This window comes from Paenibacillus marinisediminis (assembly GCF_054343325.1).
The window spans coordinates 714,591-735,599 of record NZ_JBTGUH010000001.1; the positions used below are offsets into that span (position 1 = coordinate 714,591).

Annotated in this window: 19 protein-coding genes and 1 riboswitch; of the genes, 4 read left to right on the top strand and 15 right to left on the bottom strand. The window is 48.4% G+C overall.

Annotation, left to right across the window (positions count from 1 at the left end):
• The first annotated feature begins 291 nt into the window (after positions 1 to 291).
• Together ACXX53_RS03225 and ACXX53_RS03230 are read left to right on the top strand one after the other, a co-directional pair.
• On the top strand, positions 292 to 1,524 hold the full coding sequence (locus tag ACXX53_RS03225; protein ID WP_458567150.1) for an aminopeptidase: 1,233 nt from the start codon (positions 292 to 294) through the stop codon (positions 1,522 to 1,524).
• Positions 1,525 to 1,568: 44 nt separating this feature from the next.
• On the top strand, positions 1,569 to 1,823 hold the full coding sequence (locus tag ACXX53_RS03230) for a YciI family protein (RefSeq protein WP_458567151.1): 255 nt from the start codon (positions 1,569 to 1,571) through the stop codon (positions 1,821 to 1,823).
• Between the two features lie 69 nt (positions 1,824 to 1,892).
• On the opposite strand, the gene ACXX53_RS03235 is transcribed toward ACXX53_RS03230, so the two are convergent.
• On the bottom strand, positions 1,893 to 2,696 hold the full coding sequence (locus tag ACXX53_RS03235) for an AAA family ATPase (RefSeq protein ID WP_458567152.1): 804 nt from the start codon (positions 2,694 to 2,696) through the stop codon (positions 1,893 to 1,895).
• Positions 2,697 to 3,063: 367 nt separating this feature from the next.
• Between ACXX53_RS03235 and ACXX53_RS03240 the strand changes: the two genes are divergently transcribed.
• Positions 3,064 to 4,581, top strand: a complete 1,518-nt coding sequence (locus ACXX53_RS03240) for a hypothetical protein (protein ID WP_458567153.1) — start codon at positions 3,064 to 3,066, stop codon at positions 4,579 to 4,581.
• A gap of 55 nt (positions 4,582 to 4,636) precedes the next feature.
• On the opposite strand, the gene ACXX53_RS03245 is transcribed toward ACXX53_RS03240, so the two are convergent.
• The 4 genes from ACXX53_RS03245 to ACXX53_RS03260 form a co-directional block, all read right to left on the bottom strand.
• On the bottom strand, positions 4,637 to 5,509 hold the full coding sequence (locus ACXX53_RS03245; protein ID WP_458567154.1) for a sugar phosphate isomerase/epimerase family protein: 873 nt from the start codon (positions 5,507 to 5,509) through the stop codon (positions 4,637 to 4,639).
• A gap of 20 nt (positions 5,510 to 5,529) precedes the next feature.
• Positions 5,530 to 6,591 carry a Gfo/Idh/MocA family protein gene (locus ACXX53_RS03250; RefSeq protein WP_458567155.1) on the bottom strand — a complete coding sequence of 354 codons (1,062 nt, stop codon included), beginning with the start codon at positions 6,589 to 6,591 and terminating at the stop codon, positions 5,530 to 5,532.
• Between the two features lie 67 nt (positions 6,592 to 6,658).
• Positions 6,659 to 7,522, bottom strand: coding sequence for a sugar phosphate isomerase/epimerase family protein (locus ACXX53_RS03255; protein ID WP_458567156.1), 864 nt, complete (start codon positions 7,520 to 7,522; stop codon positions 6,659 to 6,661).
• A gap of 248 nt (positions 7,523 to 7,770) precedes the next feature.
• Positions 7,771 to 8,721, bottom strand: coding sequence for a helix-turn-helix domain-containing protein (locus ACXX53_RS03260; RefSeq protein ID WP_458567157.1), 951 nt, complete (start codon positions 8,719 to 8,721; stop codon positions 7,771 to 7,773).
• A gap of 173 nt (positions 8,722 to 8,894) precedes the next feature.
• On the opposite strand from ACXX53_RS03260, the gene ACXX53_RS03265 reads away from it, so the two are divergent.
• Complete coding sequence (locus ACXX53_RS03265) at positions 8,895 to 9,578, top strand: MOSC domain-containing protein (protein WP_458567158.1); 684 nt, start codon at positions 8,895 to 8,897, stop codon at positions 9,576 to 9,578.
• An 86-nt stretch (positions 9,579 to 9,664) separates the two neighbouring features.
• On the opposite strand, the gene ACXX53_RS03270 is transcribed toward ACXX53_RS03265, so the two are convergent.
• The 10 genes from ACXX53_RS03270 to cobT form a co-directional block, all read right to left on the bottom strand.
• Positions 9,665 to 11,173 carry an MDR family MFS transporter gene (locus tag ACXX53_RS03270; RefSeq protein ID WP_458567159.1) on the bottom strand — a complete coding sequence of 503 codons (1,509 nt, stop codon included), beginning with the start codon at positions 11,171 to 11,173 and terminating at the stop codon, positions 9,665 to 9,667.
• 208 nt (positions 11,174 to 11,381) lie between these two features.
• Complete coding sequence (locus ACXX53_RS03275) at positions 11,382 to 12,077, bottom strand: ABC transporter permease (RefSeq protein ID WP_458567160.1); 696 nt, start codon at positions 12,075 to 12,077, stop codon at positions 11,382 to 11,384.
• A gap of 37 nt (positions 12,078 to 12,114) precedes the next feature.
• On the bottom strand, positions 12,115 to 13,011 hold the full coding sequence (locus tag ACXX53_RS03280; RefSeq protein ID WP_458567161.1) for a glycine betaine ABC transporter substrate-binding protein: 897 nt from the start codon (positions 13,009 to 13,011) through the stop codon (positions 12,115 to 12,117).
• Positions 13,012 to 13,078: 67 nt separating this feature from the next.
• Positions 13,079 to 13,738, bottom strand: coding sequence for an ABC transporter permease (locus ACXX53_RS03285; RefSeq protein ID WP_458567162.1), 660 nt, complete (start codon positions 13,736 to 13,738; stop codon positions 13,079 to 13,081).
• Positions 13,738 to 14,913 (bottom strand): betaine/proline/choline family ABC transporter ATP-binding protein, encoded by a 1,176-nt coding sequence (locus tag ACXX53_RS03290; protein WP_458567163.1) that lies wholly within the window; start codon positions 14,911 to 14,913, stop codon positions 13,738 to 13,740. Before ACXX53_RS03290 ends, ACXX53_RS03285 begins: the two co-directional genes overlap by 1 nt.
• Positions 14,914 to 15,022: 109 nt before the next feature.
• Complete coding sequence (locus ACXX53_RS03295; RefSeq protein ID WP_458567164.1) at positions 15,023 to 16,114, bottom strand: KamA family radical SAM protein; 1,092 nt, start codon at positions 16,112 to 16,114, stop codon at positions 15,023 to 15,025.
• Between the two features lie 287 nt (positions 16,115 to 16,401).
• Positions 16,402 to 16,532, bottom strand: a riboswitch (cyclic di-AMP (ydaO/yuaA leader).
• Positions 16,533 to 16,627: 95 nt separating this feature from the next.
• The gene (locus ACXX53_RS03300) at positions 16,628 to 18,217 is read right to left on the bottom strand and encodes a cobyric acid synthase (protein WP_458567165.1); all 1,590 of its coding nucleotides are present in this window, start codon (positions 18,215 to 18,217) and stop codon (positions 16,628 to 16,630) included.
• A 312-nt stretch (positions 18,218 to 18,529) separates the two neighbouring features.
• The gene (gene cobS, locus ACXX53_RS03305) at positions 18,530 to 19,345 is read right to left on the bottom strand and encodes an adenosylcobinamide-GDP ribazoletransferase (RefSeq protein WP_458567166.1); all 816 of its coding nucleotides are present in this window, start codon (positions 19,343 to 19,345) and stop codon (positions 18,530 to 18,532) included.
• A complete protein-coding gene (cobU, locus tag ACXX53_RS03310; RefSeq protein ID WP_458567167.1) occupies positions 19,342 to 19,899 on the bottom strand; it encodes a bifunctional adenosylcobinamide kinase/adenosylcobinamide-phosphate guanylyltransferase in 558 nt (185 codons plus the stop codon). The genes cobS and cobU overlap by 4 nt, the downstream gene beginning before the upstream one ends.
• Positions 19,896 to 20,954, bottom strand: coding sequence for a nicotinate-nucleotide--dimethylbenzimidazole phosphoribosyltransferase (gene cobT / locus ACXX53_RS03315; protein ID WP_458567168.1), 1,059 nt, complete (start codon positions 20,952 to 20,954; stop codon positions 19,896 to 19,898). Before cobT ends, cobU begins: the two co-directional genes overlap by 4 nt.
• Positions 20,955 to 21,009 lie beyond the last annotated feature (55 nt).

The window sequence follows — 21,009 nt, forward strand, 5'->3', positions numbered from 1 at the left end:
TTCATTCCAATATAGCAATTCACCAAGGATTATGTAAGCGCTTATTTATGTTCATATTTTCAGTTATAATATATTACTGCCGATTCGATTCAATAATAGAACTCCACCGTAATTTTCACATAGTTGGATACAATATTCAGGTAAGACTGCAGCGCTTCCACTACGTGCCGCAGATTATCACTGCGTCTCTGCTAAACGTACTCAATATGTTTCATTAGAAGACGGACAAATGAATTCAAATAAGCTACAATAAGGAAGTAACAAATATTTCAAGAAAATGGTGATGACTTAATGAATTTATTCGAACAACAGTTAGACAAGTATGCAGATCTGATTGTTAAGGTAGGCATTAACGTACAACAGGGTCAAGCCGTATTCATTACAAGCTCGATCCAGATGGCTCCGCTTGCACGACTGGTCGCAGGCAAAGCCTATGAAGCTGGTGCAGGCAATGTTCACGTCGACTGGAATGACGAAACGCTCACTCGCCTCAAATACGACAAAGCAGATGCTAACGTGTTTACTACATACCCCGAATATGAAGCATTAAAACGCAATACTTTCGTTGAAGCCGGAGCAGCATTCATCTCCATCGTTTCCGAGAGTCCGGATCTATTGAAAGGCGTAGACTCCAACCGCATCAGCAATTTCCAAAAAGCAGCCGGCAAAGCACTGGAGAACTATCGCAAAGCTGCTCAATCCAACAAGGTGAGCTGGACAGTCGTTGCCGGCGCAGGCAAGGATTGGGCTAAGAAGGTATTTCCTGATGCTGCTCCTGAAGAAGCCGTTCAGCAGCTCTGGAACGCAATCTTCGAGGCGGTCCGCTTAAACAGCTCTGATCCTGTTCAAGCTTGGAATGAGCATAATGCGAATCTGCATAAGAAGGTTGAAGTGCTCAACAACAAGCATTTCCGCAAGCTGCACTACACTGCTCCTGGCACAGATCTGACCATTGAGCTTAATGATAAACATCTGTGGGTCGGTGCGAGCAGCACGAACATTAACGATGTTCAATTTATGGCGAATATGCCAACAGAAGAAGTGTTTACGGTTCCGCAGAAAGATGGTGTTAACGGATATGTTTCCAGCACGAAGCCGCTCAGCTATAGCGGCAACATTATTGATAAGTTTAAGATTACGTTCGAGAACGGCCGCATCGTGAAGGTGGAAGCGGAAGAAGGCCAAGAAATCCTAGAGAAGCTGGTTGAGACTGATGAAGGGTCCCATTACCTGGGTGAGGTTGCCCTCGTTCCGCATCATTCCCCGATCTCGGAATCGAACATCTTGTTCTTCAATACGCTGTTTGACGAGAACGCCTCGAATCACCTTGCGATCGGCAGCGGTTATGCGTTCAATATTGAAGGCGGCACGACCATGTCCAAGGAAGAGCTCGATGCGAACGGTGTAAACATCAGCATGACGCACGTAGACTTTATGATCGGTTCAGGCGAGATGGACATTGACGGTATTCTTGAAGACGGATCATCCGTACCGATCTTTAGAAACGGCAACTGGGCGATCTAATTCTTAACGACGGATCTAATCTTGGATATGGAGGAGAAGTGTTCATGGCATATTTCGCAGCGATACTGAATATGAAGGATGTATCCAAGAACTTGGTCTTTCGTCAGAACCATCTAGATTACCTGGAGAAGCTGAGAGAACAAGGCAAAGTACATTTAAAGGGTCCATTCAAGGATGGTTCTGGCGGTATGGTCATTTATGTGGCCGATTCGTTTGAAGAAGCAAAGGCAATAGCGGAGAACGATCCTTATGTTGTAGAAGGCGTGCGTGATCTGGATCTGCGCGAGTGGGGTATATAATTGAAGTAAGCCTTAGAACAAGCAGCCGCGGCATACAATGCCCGGCTGCTTGTCTGTTTATCTAATCGGTTAGAGATGCCGTAAATATCGTTCTGGATTCTGAAGGAACGCCTTGGTCAGCTGTACATGCTCCAGCTCCTCATAGACAGCGCGCTCTACGGGAACTGCGTCGAAGTTATAGATTGCCGCTCCTGGGAACGCCATCAGAATAGGTGAATGGGTCACTATGATAAACTGACTATTCTGCTCCACCATTTCCTTCAGCATCGAAATGAAGGTTAACTGCTTCATGGGCGAGAGCGGTGTCTCTGGCTCATCAAGCAGGTACAATCCACCGGGCACAAAGCGAGAATGGAATAGCTTGAAGAAGCTTTCTCCATGGGATCTGGCATCCAGATCTTCTCCATAGTAGCTCTCGATCGCATGAATGGAATTCGTATACGCCATCTTCGCTTGATTCTGCGCGAAGATCGAACGGTCCTTATACTCCTCCTCCACTTCTTCCAATCGGTCCAGCATTTCTTGACGGGTCTGAGACATTCGGCGCGCGAAGTTAATAAAGTCTTCCGATCGCAAGAAGAAGCCCTTCTTCGTCTTTACCTTCCACTCCAGCTTCATGGTGCTTGCCAGATCACGTGCAGGCTGAAGCGTCGGATCGGAATTTACACTTTCAGCACCAACCGTGATGGAGCCGACCGCGGCTGCTATCCCTTCAAGCACCGTCGACTTGCCGGAACCATTTTCCCCGACAAATATCGTTACAGGTGAATCGAACGTCAAATGGTCAAGCTGCTGAATTACTGGAAGTGTAAAAGGATATTGACCTGCCAAGCGCGCAAAAGGCGCGTTAAAGCGTATCGATTTCAGGTTCACGAGCATTTCCTCTCCTATTCCATAGTCACTGAGATTAGCTTAACATAATAAGGTAGGTTTCGTACTCAATTCATTCCTAGCTCCAAAATATACAAGCATCAAAGCGTGGCTGTGGAACATCGAATACGATACAATGATGAAGCACGAAATAGAGGTTTCATTGAACTGTAATCTATTGAAAATCTAATGCGGCTCTTTCTGTATTTGAAAATAGGGATACACAACAATTACAATAGAATTACAACATGACAATCCTGTAAGTTGTATGTAAGAGACATCGATAGAATCGGAACGGGAACTTCGGTAAGCTGTTTGTAAAGGGCAGTTCATCTTATTCCTGTCCATTCGTTCGAAGAGGAGATTAGGCATGATCAAGACAATGCTAACTAAATACGGCACACGTCTATACGCTGCTATAGCAGTCATTGCAATTGTATTTGTATTTATGATCGCGGGATTTATCGGCACCCTGGCTGCAGATTCCAGAGACAGCAAGTATCAGCTGTCACCTCTCAGCTATGACATTCAAGCTCGCTGGGAACAGGAGACCAACACCTTACAGGCTACTGCAGAAGTGACGTTCACGAACTCGTATCCTGATGCGCTCTCCGAGCTTGTCTTTCACTGGCACGGCGATTCGACCAGCAATGTTGCGACACAGACGCAACAAGCCAGAAGCGTCAATGAACAATGGGCTAAGTCACTCGGTGCAGATCATCCTATGCCGGAATCGGATTGGCTGGGCGGAATCAAGACGAAAAGTGTGACAACGAAGAACGGCGATGCACTTGTGTTCGAGCATCAAGCTCAAGCGCTCACGATAAAGCTGCCAAAGCCGCTCAATACTGGAGACAGCATTACCATTAAGATAAACTATGGGGTGGAATATCCGTACGGCGCGAATCTCCTGATGCGTAGTGAAAGCATAACCGGGGGAACATGGTGGACTCCGCAATTAGCGGTATATGATCCTTTGTACCATGCCTGGAACCGTACTCCCTATGATGCTAATTACCGCAGCGATTTCTATAGTATGGCCGATTATAATGTGAAGCTGGAGCTTCCAGCGGAATGGAATGTGATCACGAATGGAGATCATACGCATACATCGATCAAAGAAGATAAACAGATCGTGTCTACAGTTGCCCACGGTGTACGCGAAATGGTGTGGTATGGCGGAGATCTGGAGGAAGTAGGATCGATTAAGCTGGACAGCGGTCTCATCATTCGCTTGTACCGTCAAGACTCATCCGCTGTTCGCCACGATGGACTCCAGCCATTATCGACAGAAGCGGGACAGCAGCTTCTCAGTCAAGCCGCTGCCGCAGCAGAATGGATGACGGAGAAGATCGGACGTCTGCCGTATCCGGAAATTAAATTAGTAGAGGCCCCGTATACGGGAATAACGCAAAGCATGGACGGCATCATGATGTTCAGCCGCAAGCAGGACGGAACCATAGATGAAAGCTCAATCTATCGGATGCTTGCATCACAGTGGGTCCAGCATGCTGTTGGCTCCAACCCGCAGACCGACGGCTTTTTGAGCACTGGATTATCTGAGTATATGGCTTCGCGTTATACCGAAGAAGTACTTCAGAAGCCATGGAGCTCACCAGATATGAAGCAGATGGTGCCGCAGACGCTGCCTGCTGCTGCTCCAGCACAGAAGCTGGGGCCAGAAGCTGAGCTTCATTATCGCTTGTATGGGTCAAGCGCACTGCATCAGTGGACATCCCAATTCGGCACGGAAGCGTTCGATCAAGCACTTCAGCAATTCTATGATAGGTATAAAGGGAAGATGGCTTCAACAAAAGGCTTCATTAATATTGTCCAACAAACATGCGGAGAAGATGCTGCTCAAGCATTGTCCAAATTGCTATTCTAAATGTATAAAGGGGTATTCTGCCGTCCATTCCTGAACGGAGAATACCCCTCTTTCATTATCTGTATTGTTTAATGAACTTTACAGCCTTCATAATATCTTCACCAGGCGAATCGCCTACTTCACGCTCAATCGTCAAGTAGCCTGTGTATCCGATATCTTGCAGCGCCTTGAAGTAAAGATCGAAGTCGACTCCGCCTTCTCCGAGCGGAACTTCCTTAAACGGACCATCAGTCGCCATCTCAGCAATCTTCTCATGGGACATCGGCTCATATCCGATCATGCCGTAAACATCACGAGGATCAACATCAACCAGCTTAACGCCGTCCTTCACATGAGTATGCACGATATAGTCCTTTAACAGATACACGCCTTTTGCCGGATCATCGCCAGTTACCATCACCATATTCGCTGGGTCGAAGTTAACCGCCATTCCTGTACCGGTCAAGGAATCCAAAAATTCCTTCAGATGCTCAGCTATCTCTGGGCCTGTTTCAATCGCGAAGTGGCCGCCTACGCTATTCGCATATTGGCTAAGCGCCTCACAAGCTTCCTGCATCACAGTATATATTTCGCTGCCCTTCTCAGGAATGAGACCGATATGAGTCGTCACGATATTCGTGCCGAGATCAAGAGCCAGATCGAGAATACGCTTCGACTTCTCGATTCTCTCCGGGTTCGCTGCACGCTCCTGGAAGCCGTGACCGCCCATATCACCGCACAATGCGGATACTTCGAGACCAAGCTCATCGATGTAGGCTTTCAGCTCTTTGCGCTGTTCAGCTGACAGATTGTCTGGGTCCATTTCCCCTCTAGTTGCATAGATCTGAACGCCTTCAGCACCTGCTTCTTTCGCTTTCAGAAGCGCTTCGCGAACCGGCAAACGAAAGCTGTCTGTGATAACGCCAATCTTGTTCGTCAATTTATCCATGGATTGATTCGCACCCTCTCTTATTCGTATACAACCTCGCGGCCAGTTGCACTGGATTCGTAGATACCGCACAGCATCTTCATCATCTCAACGCCGTCTTCAACCGGACAGATCGTATCTGCCTTACCTAAGGCGCAGTTTACGAATGCTTCCACCTCGTTGTAGAAGCCTTGTTGGAATTCGAAAGAACGGTGATCGATCTGCGGAGTCATGTTCAGAATCGTGTTGTACTTCTCGCCCACGATCAGCAATTCTGGCTCCAGCTCAGCTCCACCTTTGTCTCCGTACAATTTAACCGCTATCTCGTCCTGCTTAGCATGCAAGGAGAAGCTCACATCTACCATCAAGGAAGCGCCGTTCTCGAAACGAATGATGGCATTCGCCAGATCCTCTACTGTGTTATGATCCGCATCATAGTCAGCTGCTTTGTAGATTGAATAGTTCTCAATATTTTTACGGTTGCCGAGCTTGTTGTAGGCGTTACCGGATACCGATACTACTTTTGGCTTGCCCATCATATACCAGCAGATGTCGATAACGTGTACGCCAAGGTCAATCAGAGGGCCGCCGCCGGAACGCTCGATATCACTGAACCAGCCGCCTGGGTTACCGATCTTGCGCAGGCAAGAAGCCTTAGCGAAGTAGATCTCACCCAAGTCGCCATTATCGATGAATTTGCGAAGCACGCGAGCGTTCATTGCATGACGGCGAACATAGCCGACTTGCAACGTCTTATCGGAAGCGCGAACCGCTTCTTGCATAGCAAGAGCTTCTTCAACCGTACGGCACATCGGCTTCTCAACCAGTACATGCTTGCCCGCTTTGATCGCATCGATGCTGATCGATGCGTGCGAGTTGTTCCAAGTACAGATGCTGACCGCTTCAACATCAGGATTAGCCAGCAATTCATGATAATCCGTATATACCAGCTTAGCGCCATATTTCTCTGCTTTATCCTTAGCGCGCTGCTCGTTTAAATCACACACCGCGATAAGCTCAACTTCTGGATTCCTCGCATAGCTATCCAAGTGGGATTGGGAGATCGATCCTGCTCCGATAACGCCGACCTTCAGCTTTCTCATTATGATTTCCTCCTCTATGTAAGCCGTTAACGGCTTTAAGTACGACTATTGTTAGGATCGCTGCTGCTTAAGCTTCTTCCCACATTCTACGCGCGTTCGCAAGCGCGATTCGCGTGCCTTTCAAGCAATCTTCCATTCCTTCGAACTCAATCGACAAGAATCCGTCATAACCGGATTGCTTCACATAGCGAACAATCTCGTGTAATTGAAGATCTCCTTGGCCTACAATCGCACCGCGCACATACTGACCGTGCACCGATTGGAACCATCCCTCGCCAGGATTCTGTTGTGAAGGACGAACATAGAAGTCTTTCAAATGCACCATAGAAGCGTACGGCAAATTGTTCTGAACCGCGAACAACGAAGGCTCATCCACGCAGATGAAGTTGCCTACATCAAGTGTCGTGCGGAAGTTCGGACGATCAACCGCAATCACGAGGCGGCGCACTCGCTCACTTGCTTGCATATAAAAACCGTGGTTCTCTACACTTGTCGTAATCCCATAAGCTTGCGCATGATCGGCAATGCGTTGGCACGCCTCCACGAGCTTAGGCAGATCCTGTTCGAAGTATTCGGTACCCATTTCAGCAAGCGGACGAGAAGCAACATCATGCCGCATACGCTTAACACCAAGACGATGTGCTGCATCTACATGTTTCTTGACGCGCTCTACCTCTGCTTCGAAGGCCTCGTCGCTCAAGCCGGCAAAGTTCGCGCCAATGCAGTAATTGGACAGTTCAATTCCGAGCGAGGCTGCTTTCTCGCGAATCTGATCCGCAAGCTCCGGTGTTTCAGTCAAGTTAAAGCCTAACTCAACGATCTCCGCGTGTTCTGCTCCCTGCTCCTTCAACCATTCCAACACTTGAAACAGATCCATTCGACCATCGTTCATCGCACCATACAAACTGTAAACACTCACACCTAATTTCATCTGGCACACTCCATTTCCCATCAATGATGCCAACTGTTCGGCTAACCGAATAGCTGACGTTTACAGGCTTCTTATTAGTTGAATCTCCTCCATTATAATTGGTAACCGCTTACGCTCATTGGACTATGTTCCACAAATGTTGGACTATCTTACACGCTTTCCTATAACTTATGGAGATGTGCAATTAACGCATATGAAAAAGCAATCCCAACTGCAAATGTATACGCATCGGGATTGCTCTTGGCTGTTTAAGGTTGTATAGAGGAAGCTTGCTTCTTATAAAGAGTCGGGGCTACGCCCGTCTGGCGTTTGAATACACGTGAGAAGTAGGCATGGTCATTAAAGCCGACTCCATAGCTAATATCGGTAACGGACATATCGCTCTTCAGCAGCAGCTCCGCTGCTTTATGGACGCGATATTCAATCAGATAGTCACCGTATGTTTTGCCCGTAAAGCGCTTGAACAGCTGACAGAAGTAGCTCTTGGATATACTAAACTCACGGCAGACGGTCTCCAATCGAAGCTCTTCAGCATGGTGATCCTGTACGTATTTGATAGCAGAGAGCATCAACTCGCGATACTTCTCCACTCGCTCATCTTCGTCTTTCAGCTTTCCCGCTTGCTTCGCTTGTTCACGAATAATAATAGAAAGCAATTTTAATAGGTCGGCACGCAGTACGAGTTCATAATAGCGCTTGGCTGACTGGAATTCATTCAGCATCCCCTGCAGCAGTCGTGTAACTTCCATATCAGCCTCGCCTATTAATGCGATCTTCGGATTTACATTCCGTTCATCCTGCATAAATGGATGGAGATACAGCGCATCAAAGCTTTCATCTCCTTCATTCACGGCTTGATATCCTTCATATACGAACTGAGGCATGAACTCTAATCCTATGACATGGAAGCCCTTCTCTAGTATCGGATCTACCCGATGAACGGTGTAAGGCGGAATAACAAACAAGTTTCCTTTCACCATTCTGTACGCGTGGTTATTGATGGTGTGCATGAATTCACCCTTCACCACGTACCAGATCTGAATATAATCATGAGCATGGTCATTAATGCTTACCCCGTTGCGCTTCCAATCGTATATCTTAAACGGCATGGCTGTACCAATCTCACGATCCGCACGAAAGAATACGACATGATCGGGCAAGGAATGACGGGACCGCTCGCTTTTATCAGAGTAAGACATGCAGATCCCCCTCCTTACTGTCCTCTCTACTATTAACATCACAAGCTATATTAACTAAACTATACTATAGGAATCGGAAGTTGACCAATTATATAATAGTAAATATGAATATACATATTACTATTTACGAAAATGCGATGACATCATGATTTTGAGCAAGGAGGTATAAGGACTTGAGGGCACATATTGCATCACTTCACGTCGGCAAGCCGGCCGAGTCGTTCACTTATAACGGCAAGCCTGTCCTAACGGGCATGGTTAAAGATCTCGTGATTGTTCCCATTATGCTAACTCCGCTTGGCTTCGAAGGTGATGGACAAGCAGATCAGAAACACCACGGTGGACCAGATAAAGCAGTATGCGTATTTGCGGAAGAACACTATACCTACTGGAGCGAGGAGATAGGCCGCCCACTTCCCTCATCTGCGTTCGGAGAAAATCTGACCACGAGCGGCTTAGTAGAAAGCGATGTTCATATCGGCGATACATTTCGTATTGGAGAAGCGGTTGTTCAGGTGAGCCAGCCTCGTCAGCCCTGCTTCAAGCTTGCGGCGCGATACGACCACAAGGAGCTGCCGATTTGGATGCAGAATACCGGGTATACCGGGTATTATCTGCGAGTGCTTGAGCCGGGACGGGTAACCGTTGGCGACCCGATTGAGCTTCTATCACGTGAGCCCTCTGCGCTCAGCATCCAATATGCGAATGAGGTCATGCATCAGAAGCTTCATGGCGCTGAGGGCATTGAACGGCTGCTGGCCGTGCCAGCGCTGTCCAGCAGCTGGCGCGCCTCCCTGAGCAAGCGTCTGCTTGGCGCGCAGGAGAGCACGGATGCCCGCATAAAAGGCAGCGAATAGCAGAAGCTGCCATAGCAAAGAGACTTCCCTTATCCAGTGCTGGACACGTTGCCGTGCCGTCCATAGATAAGGGAAGTCTCTTCTGTTTATTCTTTATGCTGTTCAGGCTTAGCCGCACGGTCAGCGGAGCTGCTTGAGGATACTTGCACGGCTGCTCCCTTATCCGTTTGAGCAGCATAACCTTTGAGCTGAAGCGCAATCGGGATCGCGATCAAGGCAAGCAGGAAGCCGATGAAGTTAACGTCATTAATCCCTTGAGCATAGGCCTCCAATTGAACAGTTGCCTGATCAACTGCTCCGCCCTGCGACAATACCTCTATATGATGCATCGTTCTGGATACAAGGATTGAGGAGAACATGCTGATAGACAGCGCAGCTAATCCTTGGCGCAGCCAGCTATTGATTGAAGAGCCATATCCCGTCCATTCCCGCCGAATGGCACTCATACCTGCATTAACAGACGGCGTGTTCGCTAACGCGATACCGATGTTTCGGAATATGAGCCAGAATATGATAGCGGCATGCGACGTATTCACGTGCAAGTGGCTCATCGCAAAAGAACTGATCGCGATCAAGGCAAGGCCGAGCGAAATCATCCTGGCTGGTCCGAAACGGACATACCATCTGCCTGTGAATGGGATGACCATTGCCATCAGCAGCGATGCGGGGAGCATAATAAGACCTGCTGTTAAGGTCGATGCTTTTTGTACATTTTGCAGAAACAGAGGTGTTATTAAGGATCCTGAATACAAGCTGATCGTAATAATGCTCACAAGAATCATCGAATACGCAAACTGTCTCGACTGGAACACTTTAAACTGCAGCAATGGGTACTTTTGGCGCAGCGAGCGGAATATGAACAGTCCGATGATCGCTCCACCGATCACAATACATCCGATTGTCTTCCATCCTAGCCATCCCCATGTCTGGGTATTACCGATGGCATACAGCAGCAGAATACTTCCGCTCACTACCATCAAGAAGCCCAGCTTATCGAAGCCTGTCTGTCCGCCAACCTTATACATCGGAATAAATTTAATAACTGCCCAGATCGCGGCTAATCCGATCGGGATGTTAATCCAGAACAGCCATTGCCAGTTGAACACGTGAGTGAGCCAACCTGCAAGAGTAGGTCCAATGGCTGGCGCCAGCATTGCGGACAAGCTCCATATACTGATACCGAATGCCTGCTGCGACTTCGGAATGACCTGGTATACGATCGACATGGTCGTTGGCATAATAATGCCGCTGAACGAGCCTTGCAGTACCCGGAATAAGATCAAGCTCGTTTCATTCCAAGCTAAGGCGCACAAGCAGGAGGAAACTACGAACCCCATCAAGGCAAAGAGATACAAACGCTTTGTGCTGAATCGATTCCCTAGAAATCCAATGGCCGGTGCAACTGTACCCGTTGCTAACAGAAAGCCCGTCATTACCCATTGAATCGAAGTCAGAGTAACATCAAATTGCTCCATTAGCACCGGCAATGCGACCGTCACCATATTCGTGCTAAGAACAGCTAGAAAGTTACCAAAAAATATAGCAAACATCATGCTCCAAAATTTAGATTTCGACAATGCTGAGGCATCGCTCATTCAATTTCCACCATTCCTTACCATAAAATTTAATAAATTAACATAAATTCGCTTTAATAGAATACATCTTTTATTTTTATGTGTCAATTGTTACATATATTCCCCAGTGGATTGTAGCTCCACATGTTTACGGATCAAAAAAAGCTCAGGCTGCCTATTCTAGGCTTCCCTGAGCTTCCTTTTGCATACTAAGCTACCATTATAGATCTTATCTAGAAGGGGATACCCTCTTCACTCCGTTCTTCTTTGATTTGCGCTCATCGAACTTCAAGCGGCGCTGGAAATATCCCAGCACGATATCTGCAAAGATCGCAAGCGCAGCAGCAGGTATTGCCCCTGCATAGAGGCGAAGCGGATTCTGATTGTTGATGCCCGCATATATTTCGCGGCCAAGCCCTTCTCCGCCAACGAGCGGAGCAATCGTCACGACTCCAATCGCGATGACTGCGGCAATGCGCAGCCCGGTCATAATATAAGTCAAGGCTAGCGGGAATCGCACTTTGAGCAGCAGCTGCAGCGGATTCATGCCGATGCCGCGTCCCGCTTCAATGTAGCTGGGATTTACCTGCTTCAAGCCCACATAAGTGTTGCGCACGATCGGGTTCAAGGAGTAGAACAGCAAACCGACCGTCACTGTTGTCTGTCCCAAGCCTAGCACCAACATGAGCAGGACGAGCAACGCTAAGCTGGGGATAACCTGCAGCACGCTCGTAATCGCAAGAATAATCTTCGCCAAGGTTTCATTTTTAGAGCAGATGATTCCGAGCGGAATCCCGATCACAATCGCCAGCCCAACACCGCCTAGCACCATCAATACATGTGATATAAAATACTCCCAGAGCATATCTGAATTTCGGCTCATATAGGACAGCAAATCTACAATTGACCATTCATAATCGCCCATATAGTCCTCCCTTCCGGCATTGTATCTGCCGATTGAATTATTTGCTTAATAAACCCTTGTCACGCAGATATTGCTGCGCAACCTCGCGTTCACTCTTCTTCTCGATATCTACCTGATAGTTAAGATTAATCATGGTTTCTGCATCTAAAGTACCCACTAATTCCTGAATGGCCGCTTCTACTTCAGGATGCTTTTCGATCACATCGTTGCGTATGACTGGGGATGCATCATATGGAGGGAAAAAGTGCTTATCATCCTCTAGCGTTTGCAGATGATAGGCCTTAAGACGAGAATCCGTGGAATAAGCTAATACAATATCAACCTGATCATTGCCTACCGCCTGATACACTAAACTCTGTTCCATTGGGAATTCCTTCCCAAACTTAAAATCATATGCTTTCTGAAAAGCAGGGTAACCATCATTCGAACGCTCAAGCCACGTCGTATCCACACCTAGACGCAAGCTGTCCGCATCTTTCGCTACATCCGATATAGTCTTATAGCCCTTCTCCTGCGCGAGATCTTCTCGCACTGTGAATGCGTACGTATTCTCGAAGCCGAGTGAGTCCATCCATGTAAAATCATAATATTTGTCGAATCCCTGCTGCGCCTGCTCCAGTACACGCGCGCGATCCTTCGTTTCTTCTATCGGAAAATAGTTGTTGAATATTTCTCCGCTGTAGAGCGTTGCAATCTGAATATCATTGCGTTTCATCGCATTAATAATGACTGGACTAGCAGCCAAGTCAGGAATAATCTTAGCTTTCAATTCTGTCCGATCTTCGATCAGCGCCTTGTACATCTCTGCAATGATCTTCGACTCGGTATAGGTTTGGGTGCCGATGACAAGCTCAGAACTCGATCCGCAGCCTGTGAGCACCGTCATCATCATCAACAGCATGGTTAATCCAAATGCTATTCGTTTATGCTTCATCGTTATCTTCCTCCTTATCCAGACTAGCTCCGGCAATCCGCCTATCTGCCCATTTGCCTAGAACGTATTAAGCAGCAACAGAGCTCGTTCTGCCATAACGTCGTGTCAGCACACGCTCCAACCAGCCGAGCAGCATATCTGCCGCAAATGCTAACAGAATAGCTCCTACAGCGCCTGTGACGATCAACTCCACCTTGTTGACACCGAGGCCGGCAACGATCAACTGCCCTAGCCCGCCGGCGCCGATGAGTGTCGCCAATGTCGCCCAGCTAATAATGTAGACGGTTGTGATGCGGATTCCCGACATCATGTACGGAAGAGATAAAGGGAGTTGAATACGCAAGATGCGCTGGATCGTGCTGTAGCCCATGCCGCGCGCAGACTCTAATACGCTCGCGTCCACCGACTGAAACCCGTCATAGGTGTTGCGAAGAATCGGCATGATGGAATAGAGAAACAGGGCAACTATCGTAGGTTTCATACCAATGCCAAGCAGTGGGATCAAGATAGCGAGCAGCGCCAAGCTTGGAATCGTCTGCAATAGATTGGCCAAGAAGAATACGATACTGTTAATCCATTTGAAGCGGTTATACACTAACAGAATGCCGAGCGGAATGGATACGATACATCCAAGCAATACAGATATGAACGTGATCGTCAGATGCTCCTGCAATGCTATCAATATGTCTCCGCCGCGCTCTTGCAAGAAAGTGAATAGCTCGTTCATTACTTCGCCTCCTCTCCGAGGCTCTTGCCGTATTGATCAATGAGAGCCGGGTACACTTCGTTCAGATGGCTGACGATACTGCCCCGTGTCAGCAGTCCTGCCAAGCGTCCTGTTTCATCTACTACAGCTAGGTTCGATAAGCGATGATTCGTCATCATCTCAACAGCTTCAGGCAGTGAAGTTCCAGGAGCAACTTGGTACCCAATCGGACGCATCACATCCTGAACCGTCTTCTCCTCCCCGCCGAATTCACTTAGAACGCGATAAATAGAAACAATTCCAAGCAGCTTGCGGTAGCGGTCTACTACGAACAGGGTATCCACTCGGCGCGCTTCCATAATCTTGATCGCTTCCGCCAAGCCTCGAGTCGGATAGATCGTCGCGGGCTGTGTGACCATTACATCGTCAACCACAGTCATTTGCACAGGCTCGCCTTGAACGGTATCTTCGATCTGTTTCTGTCCGATAAATGTACGAACAAAGTCATTTGCAGGATAGCGGAGTATTGTCTCCGGCGATCCAGACTGTACAATCTCCCCATCCTTCATGAGAATGATCGTATCGGCTAACTTAATCGCTTCATTCATATCATGCGTTACAAATATGATCGTCTTATGCAACTCTTCCTGAAGGCGAACGAGCTCATCCTGCAGCTGCTCGCGGCTGATCGGATCAAGCGCGCTGAACGGCTCATCCATCAAAATAATATCCGGGTCCGCAGCCAATGCGCGGATAACACCGATCCGCTGCTGCTGCCCGCCGCTTAGTTCAGAAGGATATCGATCACGATAAACTTCTGGATCCAGATTGACCATGCTCAATAATTCATCTACACGCTGATCTATCTTGCCTGGATTCCACTTCATTAGATTAGGGACAACGGCGACATTTTTAGCGATTGTCATATGGGGGAACAAACCAACACTTTGGATGACGTAACCGATTCGGCGTCTAAGCTCAACCGGGTTCTGAGTGGAGATATCTTCACCATTTATCAGGATGGTTCCACTGGAGGGGGTAATCAGGCTGTTGATATGCTTCATCATCGTTGATTTACCACAGCCGCTCGGCCCAATAAGTACAGTTAACTCCCCTCTATTAATCGTCAGATTAATATCTTTGAGAGACTGAAAGCCGTCTTCATAAATCTTATTTACATTCTTAAATTCAATCATAATCCTCTCACCTCTACTTTTATTGATCAGTGTTTATCCAATAGTTTCCATAAAACGTTCTCCTGCCAAGTTAATCACTACAGGACTCTTTCTAGATATTCCATCTCGATTATAAGTACCGTTCATGACCTGGTAGATCATCAAACCATGAAGCACCTTCCGGGCAATCCAGCGTCATAAACTTCCCATAATTTCCGTTCTTCGATTGATGAAACTTCAAATAGGCTTTGCCATCTTCGATCGCCAATATCTCAATCTTGCCGGACGCATGACTCATGGACAATCTAACCCGCTTACCAAGCCCCGAGGTCCGTGCCTTCGCCTGCTCGACAATTTCATATGCACGATGCAAGGACAAGACAAAATCAGAATTGCCCGCAACTGGACGATTGATAAAAAAGTAATACGGTGTAACACCAGCCCATGATAATTGGTCAAGCAGTTCACTCAACACCGCTGGATCATCATTAATCCCCTTTAATACAGGCGTTTGATTCACCACGATAACACCAGCGCTATGGAGTGCATCAAAGGCTCGCTTCGCTTCAAGAGTAATCTCTCGCGGATGGTTGATATGCGCCATCACATAGATCCGCTGATCTACACTCGAATTCTCACGGAACACCTGAAGCAGCTCTTCATCTTCATAGATCCGCATCGGATTAAACACCGGCAGCTTGGAGCCGAATCGCACAATCTTCACGTGCTCGATACTGCGAAGACGTTCCAATATCTCACGAATCTTCTTCGTAGAGAGAATAAGGCTATCACCGCCCGTGAGCAGCACATTGTTGATCTCAGGATGCTGTTCGATGTAAGCTAGGCCCGGCTCTACATTCAATGAAGCCTCATTCACATCATTGCGGAACAAGCGTTTACGGAAGCAATAACGACAGTAAGCGCCGCACACCTCCGATACAATGAGAAGCGCCGTTGTTCCATACTTGTGCTGACATCCAGGTGCTACATAATTGGCATGCTCATCAGATGCATCCCAACGTCCATACTCCAACAGCTCTCCTTCATTCGGAATGACGAGCTTGCGGATAGGATCATGTTCATCGTTCCAATCAATCAGGCCAAGGTAGTAATCATTCACACGGAACACGAATTTCTCCGTGATCTGTTTGAGCTTAGCGCGTTCTTCCTCGGGAATAGCAGTAATTCGATCAATCTGCGTAATGTACTTTGGTTGCGGCATTACGATCGCCCCTTTACTCAAGAATTGGCTTACTCAGTCCTTCTCTTTCAAGTGATGTGCGGATCATCATGATGATCGGTGATTGGATTCAGTCTAGATGCGTCTTGACTGAGACGGGGGGGGGGAAAATGGTTCTTTCTTGCTTGCAGAAGATAATACTGTTGCGGGTCAATAAAAAAGACCCCAACACAAATAATGACTCATCGGTCATTGTTGTGAAATAGGGTCAGCAAAAAAATAAAAACCCGAATAAAGATTCGGGTCATGGTGATATGTTCATAATGGTGATGTGACCCATCTCCTGCAAACGAGGTTAGCTGACGGACTCGGAAAAGATGGTTTCCTACGCATTGCTGCGACTAGCCCCACTGATTGGTTCCCCCGCTTCCCATCGCTGGGAATTAAGCGTACTTCTATGCTATATGAATATTGACATATTGTCAACATGATTACCACTCAATATTTTCCAGAAACGCAAAATGTGAGCACCACAACTGATGTATGATGTTTCCGTTAGTCATGAGGAGTGATTCCTGCAATATCGTAAAGAAGCTCCATTCGCAGATGCTCGCGCACTGTATCAGCCAGCCTGTCAAAAGCCTCTTCTTGTCGATTCACGAAGCTAAAACAGCTATTGAGCGGCAATAAACCCTTCTCTTCCCTCAGCTGATTAAGCCATGCACGGCGAAAATGATCATTATGAAATATACCGTGCACATACGTTCCCCATGCTTTCCCATCTATCGAGGCAAAGCCATCGCCAAAGGCTTCTCCGGCGCCTTGAAGCATGAACATAGGACCCATGGCTTTCTCGCTCACATTTACCGTTGAACGCCCCATATGAATTTCATAGCCTGCTATCTTCAACCCCTCTAAGTGTTCCTTGTCGGTTAGATTTCGACTTACCTCGCCAGACACACGCTCAATCTTCTTCTCCGCGTAGAAGCACGTCTCTATCGGCAGATAACTCAAGCCCTTAACGACCGTCCCCGGTTCTGTCTCAGCACCATCTGGATCACTTATTAGATTGCCTAGCATTTGATAGCCACCGCAGATTCCGACCAGCTTCGCACTGCGGTGAACCTGTACCTCAATCGCCTGCTGTATCCCCGTTTCTCGCAAGAAATGCAGATCCTCAATAGTGCTCTTCGTTCCTGGCAGGATAATAGCATCAGGTGTGCCAAGATCTGAAGCTTGCTCCACATATCGAATTCGCACGTCAGGTTCAGCCATGAGCGGATCCATATCTGTAAAATTAGAAATGCGAGGATAACGAATCACAGCAATATCTAGCTCATAGCTATCTGACTCGCTGTTAGAAATGTGCTTATTCATCTGCTCCAGTACGACAGAATCCTCAGCTTCTATATTCAGATTGCGCACATAAGGCAGCACTCCAAGTACTGGCTTGCCTGTCCGTTCCTCCAACCAGTCTAGACCAGGCTGGAGAAGAGCAACATCACCGCGAAACTTGTTGATGATAAAGCCCTTAACTCGATCCCGCTCATCAGGCTCCAGCAGCTCTAAAGTACCAACAATAGAAGCAAACACCCCGCCGCGGTCAATGTCTGCGACAAGAATAACCGGCGCTTCCGCCCATGCAGCCATATTCATATTCACGATATCGTTGTGCTTCAAATTAATCTCTGCTGGACTTCCCGCTCCTTCCATCACCACTACGTCATACTCCGACTTCAAGCGGTTAACGGATTCCGTCACCATCACCCGAGCCTCCGGCAAAAATTGACGACGATAATCCATCGCGCTCATATGCTGATAAGGCTTGCCATGCACAACAATCTGCGAATGCATATCATGAGTCGGCTTAATCAGCATTGGATTCATATCCGTCGTGGCAGCTATGCCGCACGCTTCCGCCTGAACCCCCTGCGCACGGCCTATCTCTTTGCCATCCAGCGTCACATATGAATTCAAGGCCATATTCTGCGACTTAAACGGCGCCACCTTTAGCCCGTCCTGCTTGAAGATGCGGCACAGCGCTGTCGTCACAACGGACTTGCCCACATCCGAGGCCGTCCCTTGCAGCATAATCGCTCGCCCTATCCCATTTGATTCCTCCACTATAAACCAACCACCCTTCATCGAGATGTGTCTCTATCCACGCCATTTGACCGTTATCCCATTAGCTCAGTAAGCATCTGAGTAAACGGGATAGTGAACACTGAGTCATTGGGATAATAGGCAGACACTCTTTTATAGGCACTAGCAAGGCAATGCTTAATGGCTCTATTTCTAATAAAATCGCAGAAATATAACATATCATTTCAAAAAAAAGCAGAAATTCCGAGCATCCTATTCATACGTCCATCTTGAAAAAGATGTATGTTTTGAATTGATGCTCATCTGTTCTGCTCTCATCCGAGTGGTTCAAAATACCTGCCTCGTTCAATCTCATTATATTAATGGATATATAGCGACCTGAATCGTCAAGAGAAGGGTCAGCACCAGCTCACAAATCGCTCCGTACGTATCTCCAGTAAGTCCGCCTAGCTTGTGTACAATTGCGCGTGCCAGTACATACGCAAGCAGAGCAGCCAGCAGCAGCATACCTGCTGTATAACCAAGCACAAACCATATATTATGGAGCGTTTCAGGTCCTGTTACCCACAACTCAGCCGTCAGCAGCAGAACGGACAACAAGAAGCTCATTACCGCCGCTCTGATCACATGCCTAGTACTTAAACCCTGAAACAGCGAGCCAAGTCCAGACTCTGATGCACGAGCGTAAGGCTGCGCAGCAATCGCCCACACCATCACATAGCGGCTGAAGATAAACGGCAGTACAACAGCAATGCTCCATCGTTGCTGCTCCATCAAGCTTGCAATTAACGACCATTGCCAGAGCAGAATGATGACGCAAGCTATGACCCCCATCGCTCCCACTCGGCTATCCTTCATGATCTCCAGCATCCGCTCACGCGAGCGATGGCTTAGTATGCCGTCGGCGGTATCCATGAGCCCGTCAAGGTGCAGCCCACCCGTCATCGCAAGCATGACGAGTACGGTCAGTACGGCTGCGGGCATCACAGGCAGCACCTGCATGAGCAGCCAGCCGCTGCCCCATGATACGAGGCCGACAAGCACACCAGCGAAAGGAAAGAATAAGGTGCTGCGCTTCAGTACCTCATTCGTAAACGGCACCTCTACAGGTATCGGCACTCGAGTCAGAAATTGCACTGCGGCAATCAAAGCCTGCCTAAACTGAGTCATAGCTCCACCATCCGACTCTTCAATTCAATAGGAATGCCGGCTGTCACCAAATAAACTTCCTCTGCCATTCCGGCCATTCGCTGATTCAATCGGCCGGCTGCGTCACGAAATACCCGCCCAAGCTTATAGGCGGGAACGACTCCGTTTCCTACTTCATTGGTCACCATGACCAGCGTCCCGTTATAATTCGCAGCAGCCTCAGCCAACTGCTGAATTCGCCGCTCCACTCTAGCTGTGGAATCAGGCTCGTTCTCAGCAGCTAACAGCTCATTGGACAGCCATACCGTTAAACAATCGACCATGACCGATGGAGCCGTACAAGCAGCGAGCTGCTCCGGCAGATTCAACGGCCACTCGGCTGTATCCCAACGATAAGCCGCGGCGTTGCGTTCCGCTTGATGAAGATGAATGCGCTCCTTCATCTCCTCATCCAGCGCCTCGGCTGTTGCCACATATAAACAGCCTTCCGGCGAGCGCTTGCGCATCAATCGCTCCGCGAATGAGCTCTTGCCGCTGCGAGCGCCGCCCGTTACCAGGATGATGCGCCCGCTCATTGCGCCTCGTCCTTGCCCGATACGCCAGCTTGGGCGAAAGTCGCCATCTCGCGCATAATTCGGCAAGCCGCATCAACGAGTTGGAACATCAGCACAGCGCCGGTGCCCTCTCCCAGCCGCATGCCAAGGTGCAAGGTCGGCGTAAGCTTTACCGCTTGCAGCAGCGCGCGGTGGCCATGCTCATCTGATAGATGAGAGCCGATCATATAGCCCTGTGCAGCTGGCGCAAGCTTTGCAGCCACTAAAGCGGCAGCAGTGGAGATAAAGCCATCGATGACGACAGGCTTGCCATTCATCGCCGCTCCGAGAATGACGCCGACCAATCCAGCGATTTCCAAGCCGCCGACTTTCGCCAGCACATCCAACGCATCATCCTTCTGCGGCTGATTCACCTCTAACGCGCGGCGCACTACACTACATTTATGCTTCCATTGGTCATCATTGATGCCGGTGCCGCGGCCAACCGTCTCTTCCGGCGGCATTTCCGCAAATACGCTCATCAAGGCAGCGCTCGCGGTCGTATTGCCGATTCCCATCTCGCCGGTTGCGAACATGCTGTAGCCTTGCTTCACCATGTCTGTAACGAGATCGATGCCCACTTGTACAGCTGCCAACGCCTCGTCACGCGACATTGCAGGACCCTTAGCCATGTTATCCGTACCGTGCTTCACCTTGCGATTGATGAGCTTCTCATGGACAAGCTCTGCGTTGACGCCAACATCTACGCATACCACATCTGCGCCAGCTTCACGCGCTAGAACGTTAACCGCTGCGCCGCCATGAATAAAGTTAAGAACCATCTGCGGTGTCACTTCAGCAGGGAAAGCGCTGACGCCCTCTTCGCACACACCGTGATCGCCTGCCATCACAATGACTGCTTTCTTCTCAAATGCAGGCATCGCTTCCCCCGTAATCTCAGCCAGCTGCTTCGACAGCACTTCCAGCATTCCTAAGCTGCCAGGAGGCTTCGTCAACTGGTTCTGGTGGTTCATTGCCGCTTGACCGGCCTCCTTATTAAGCGGTGCGATTGAATTAGTCCATGGGTATTTGTTCATGTCATCATCTCCATATGTTGTCGTTTAATAATCGTCATTTCATGATGTGCTGCCG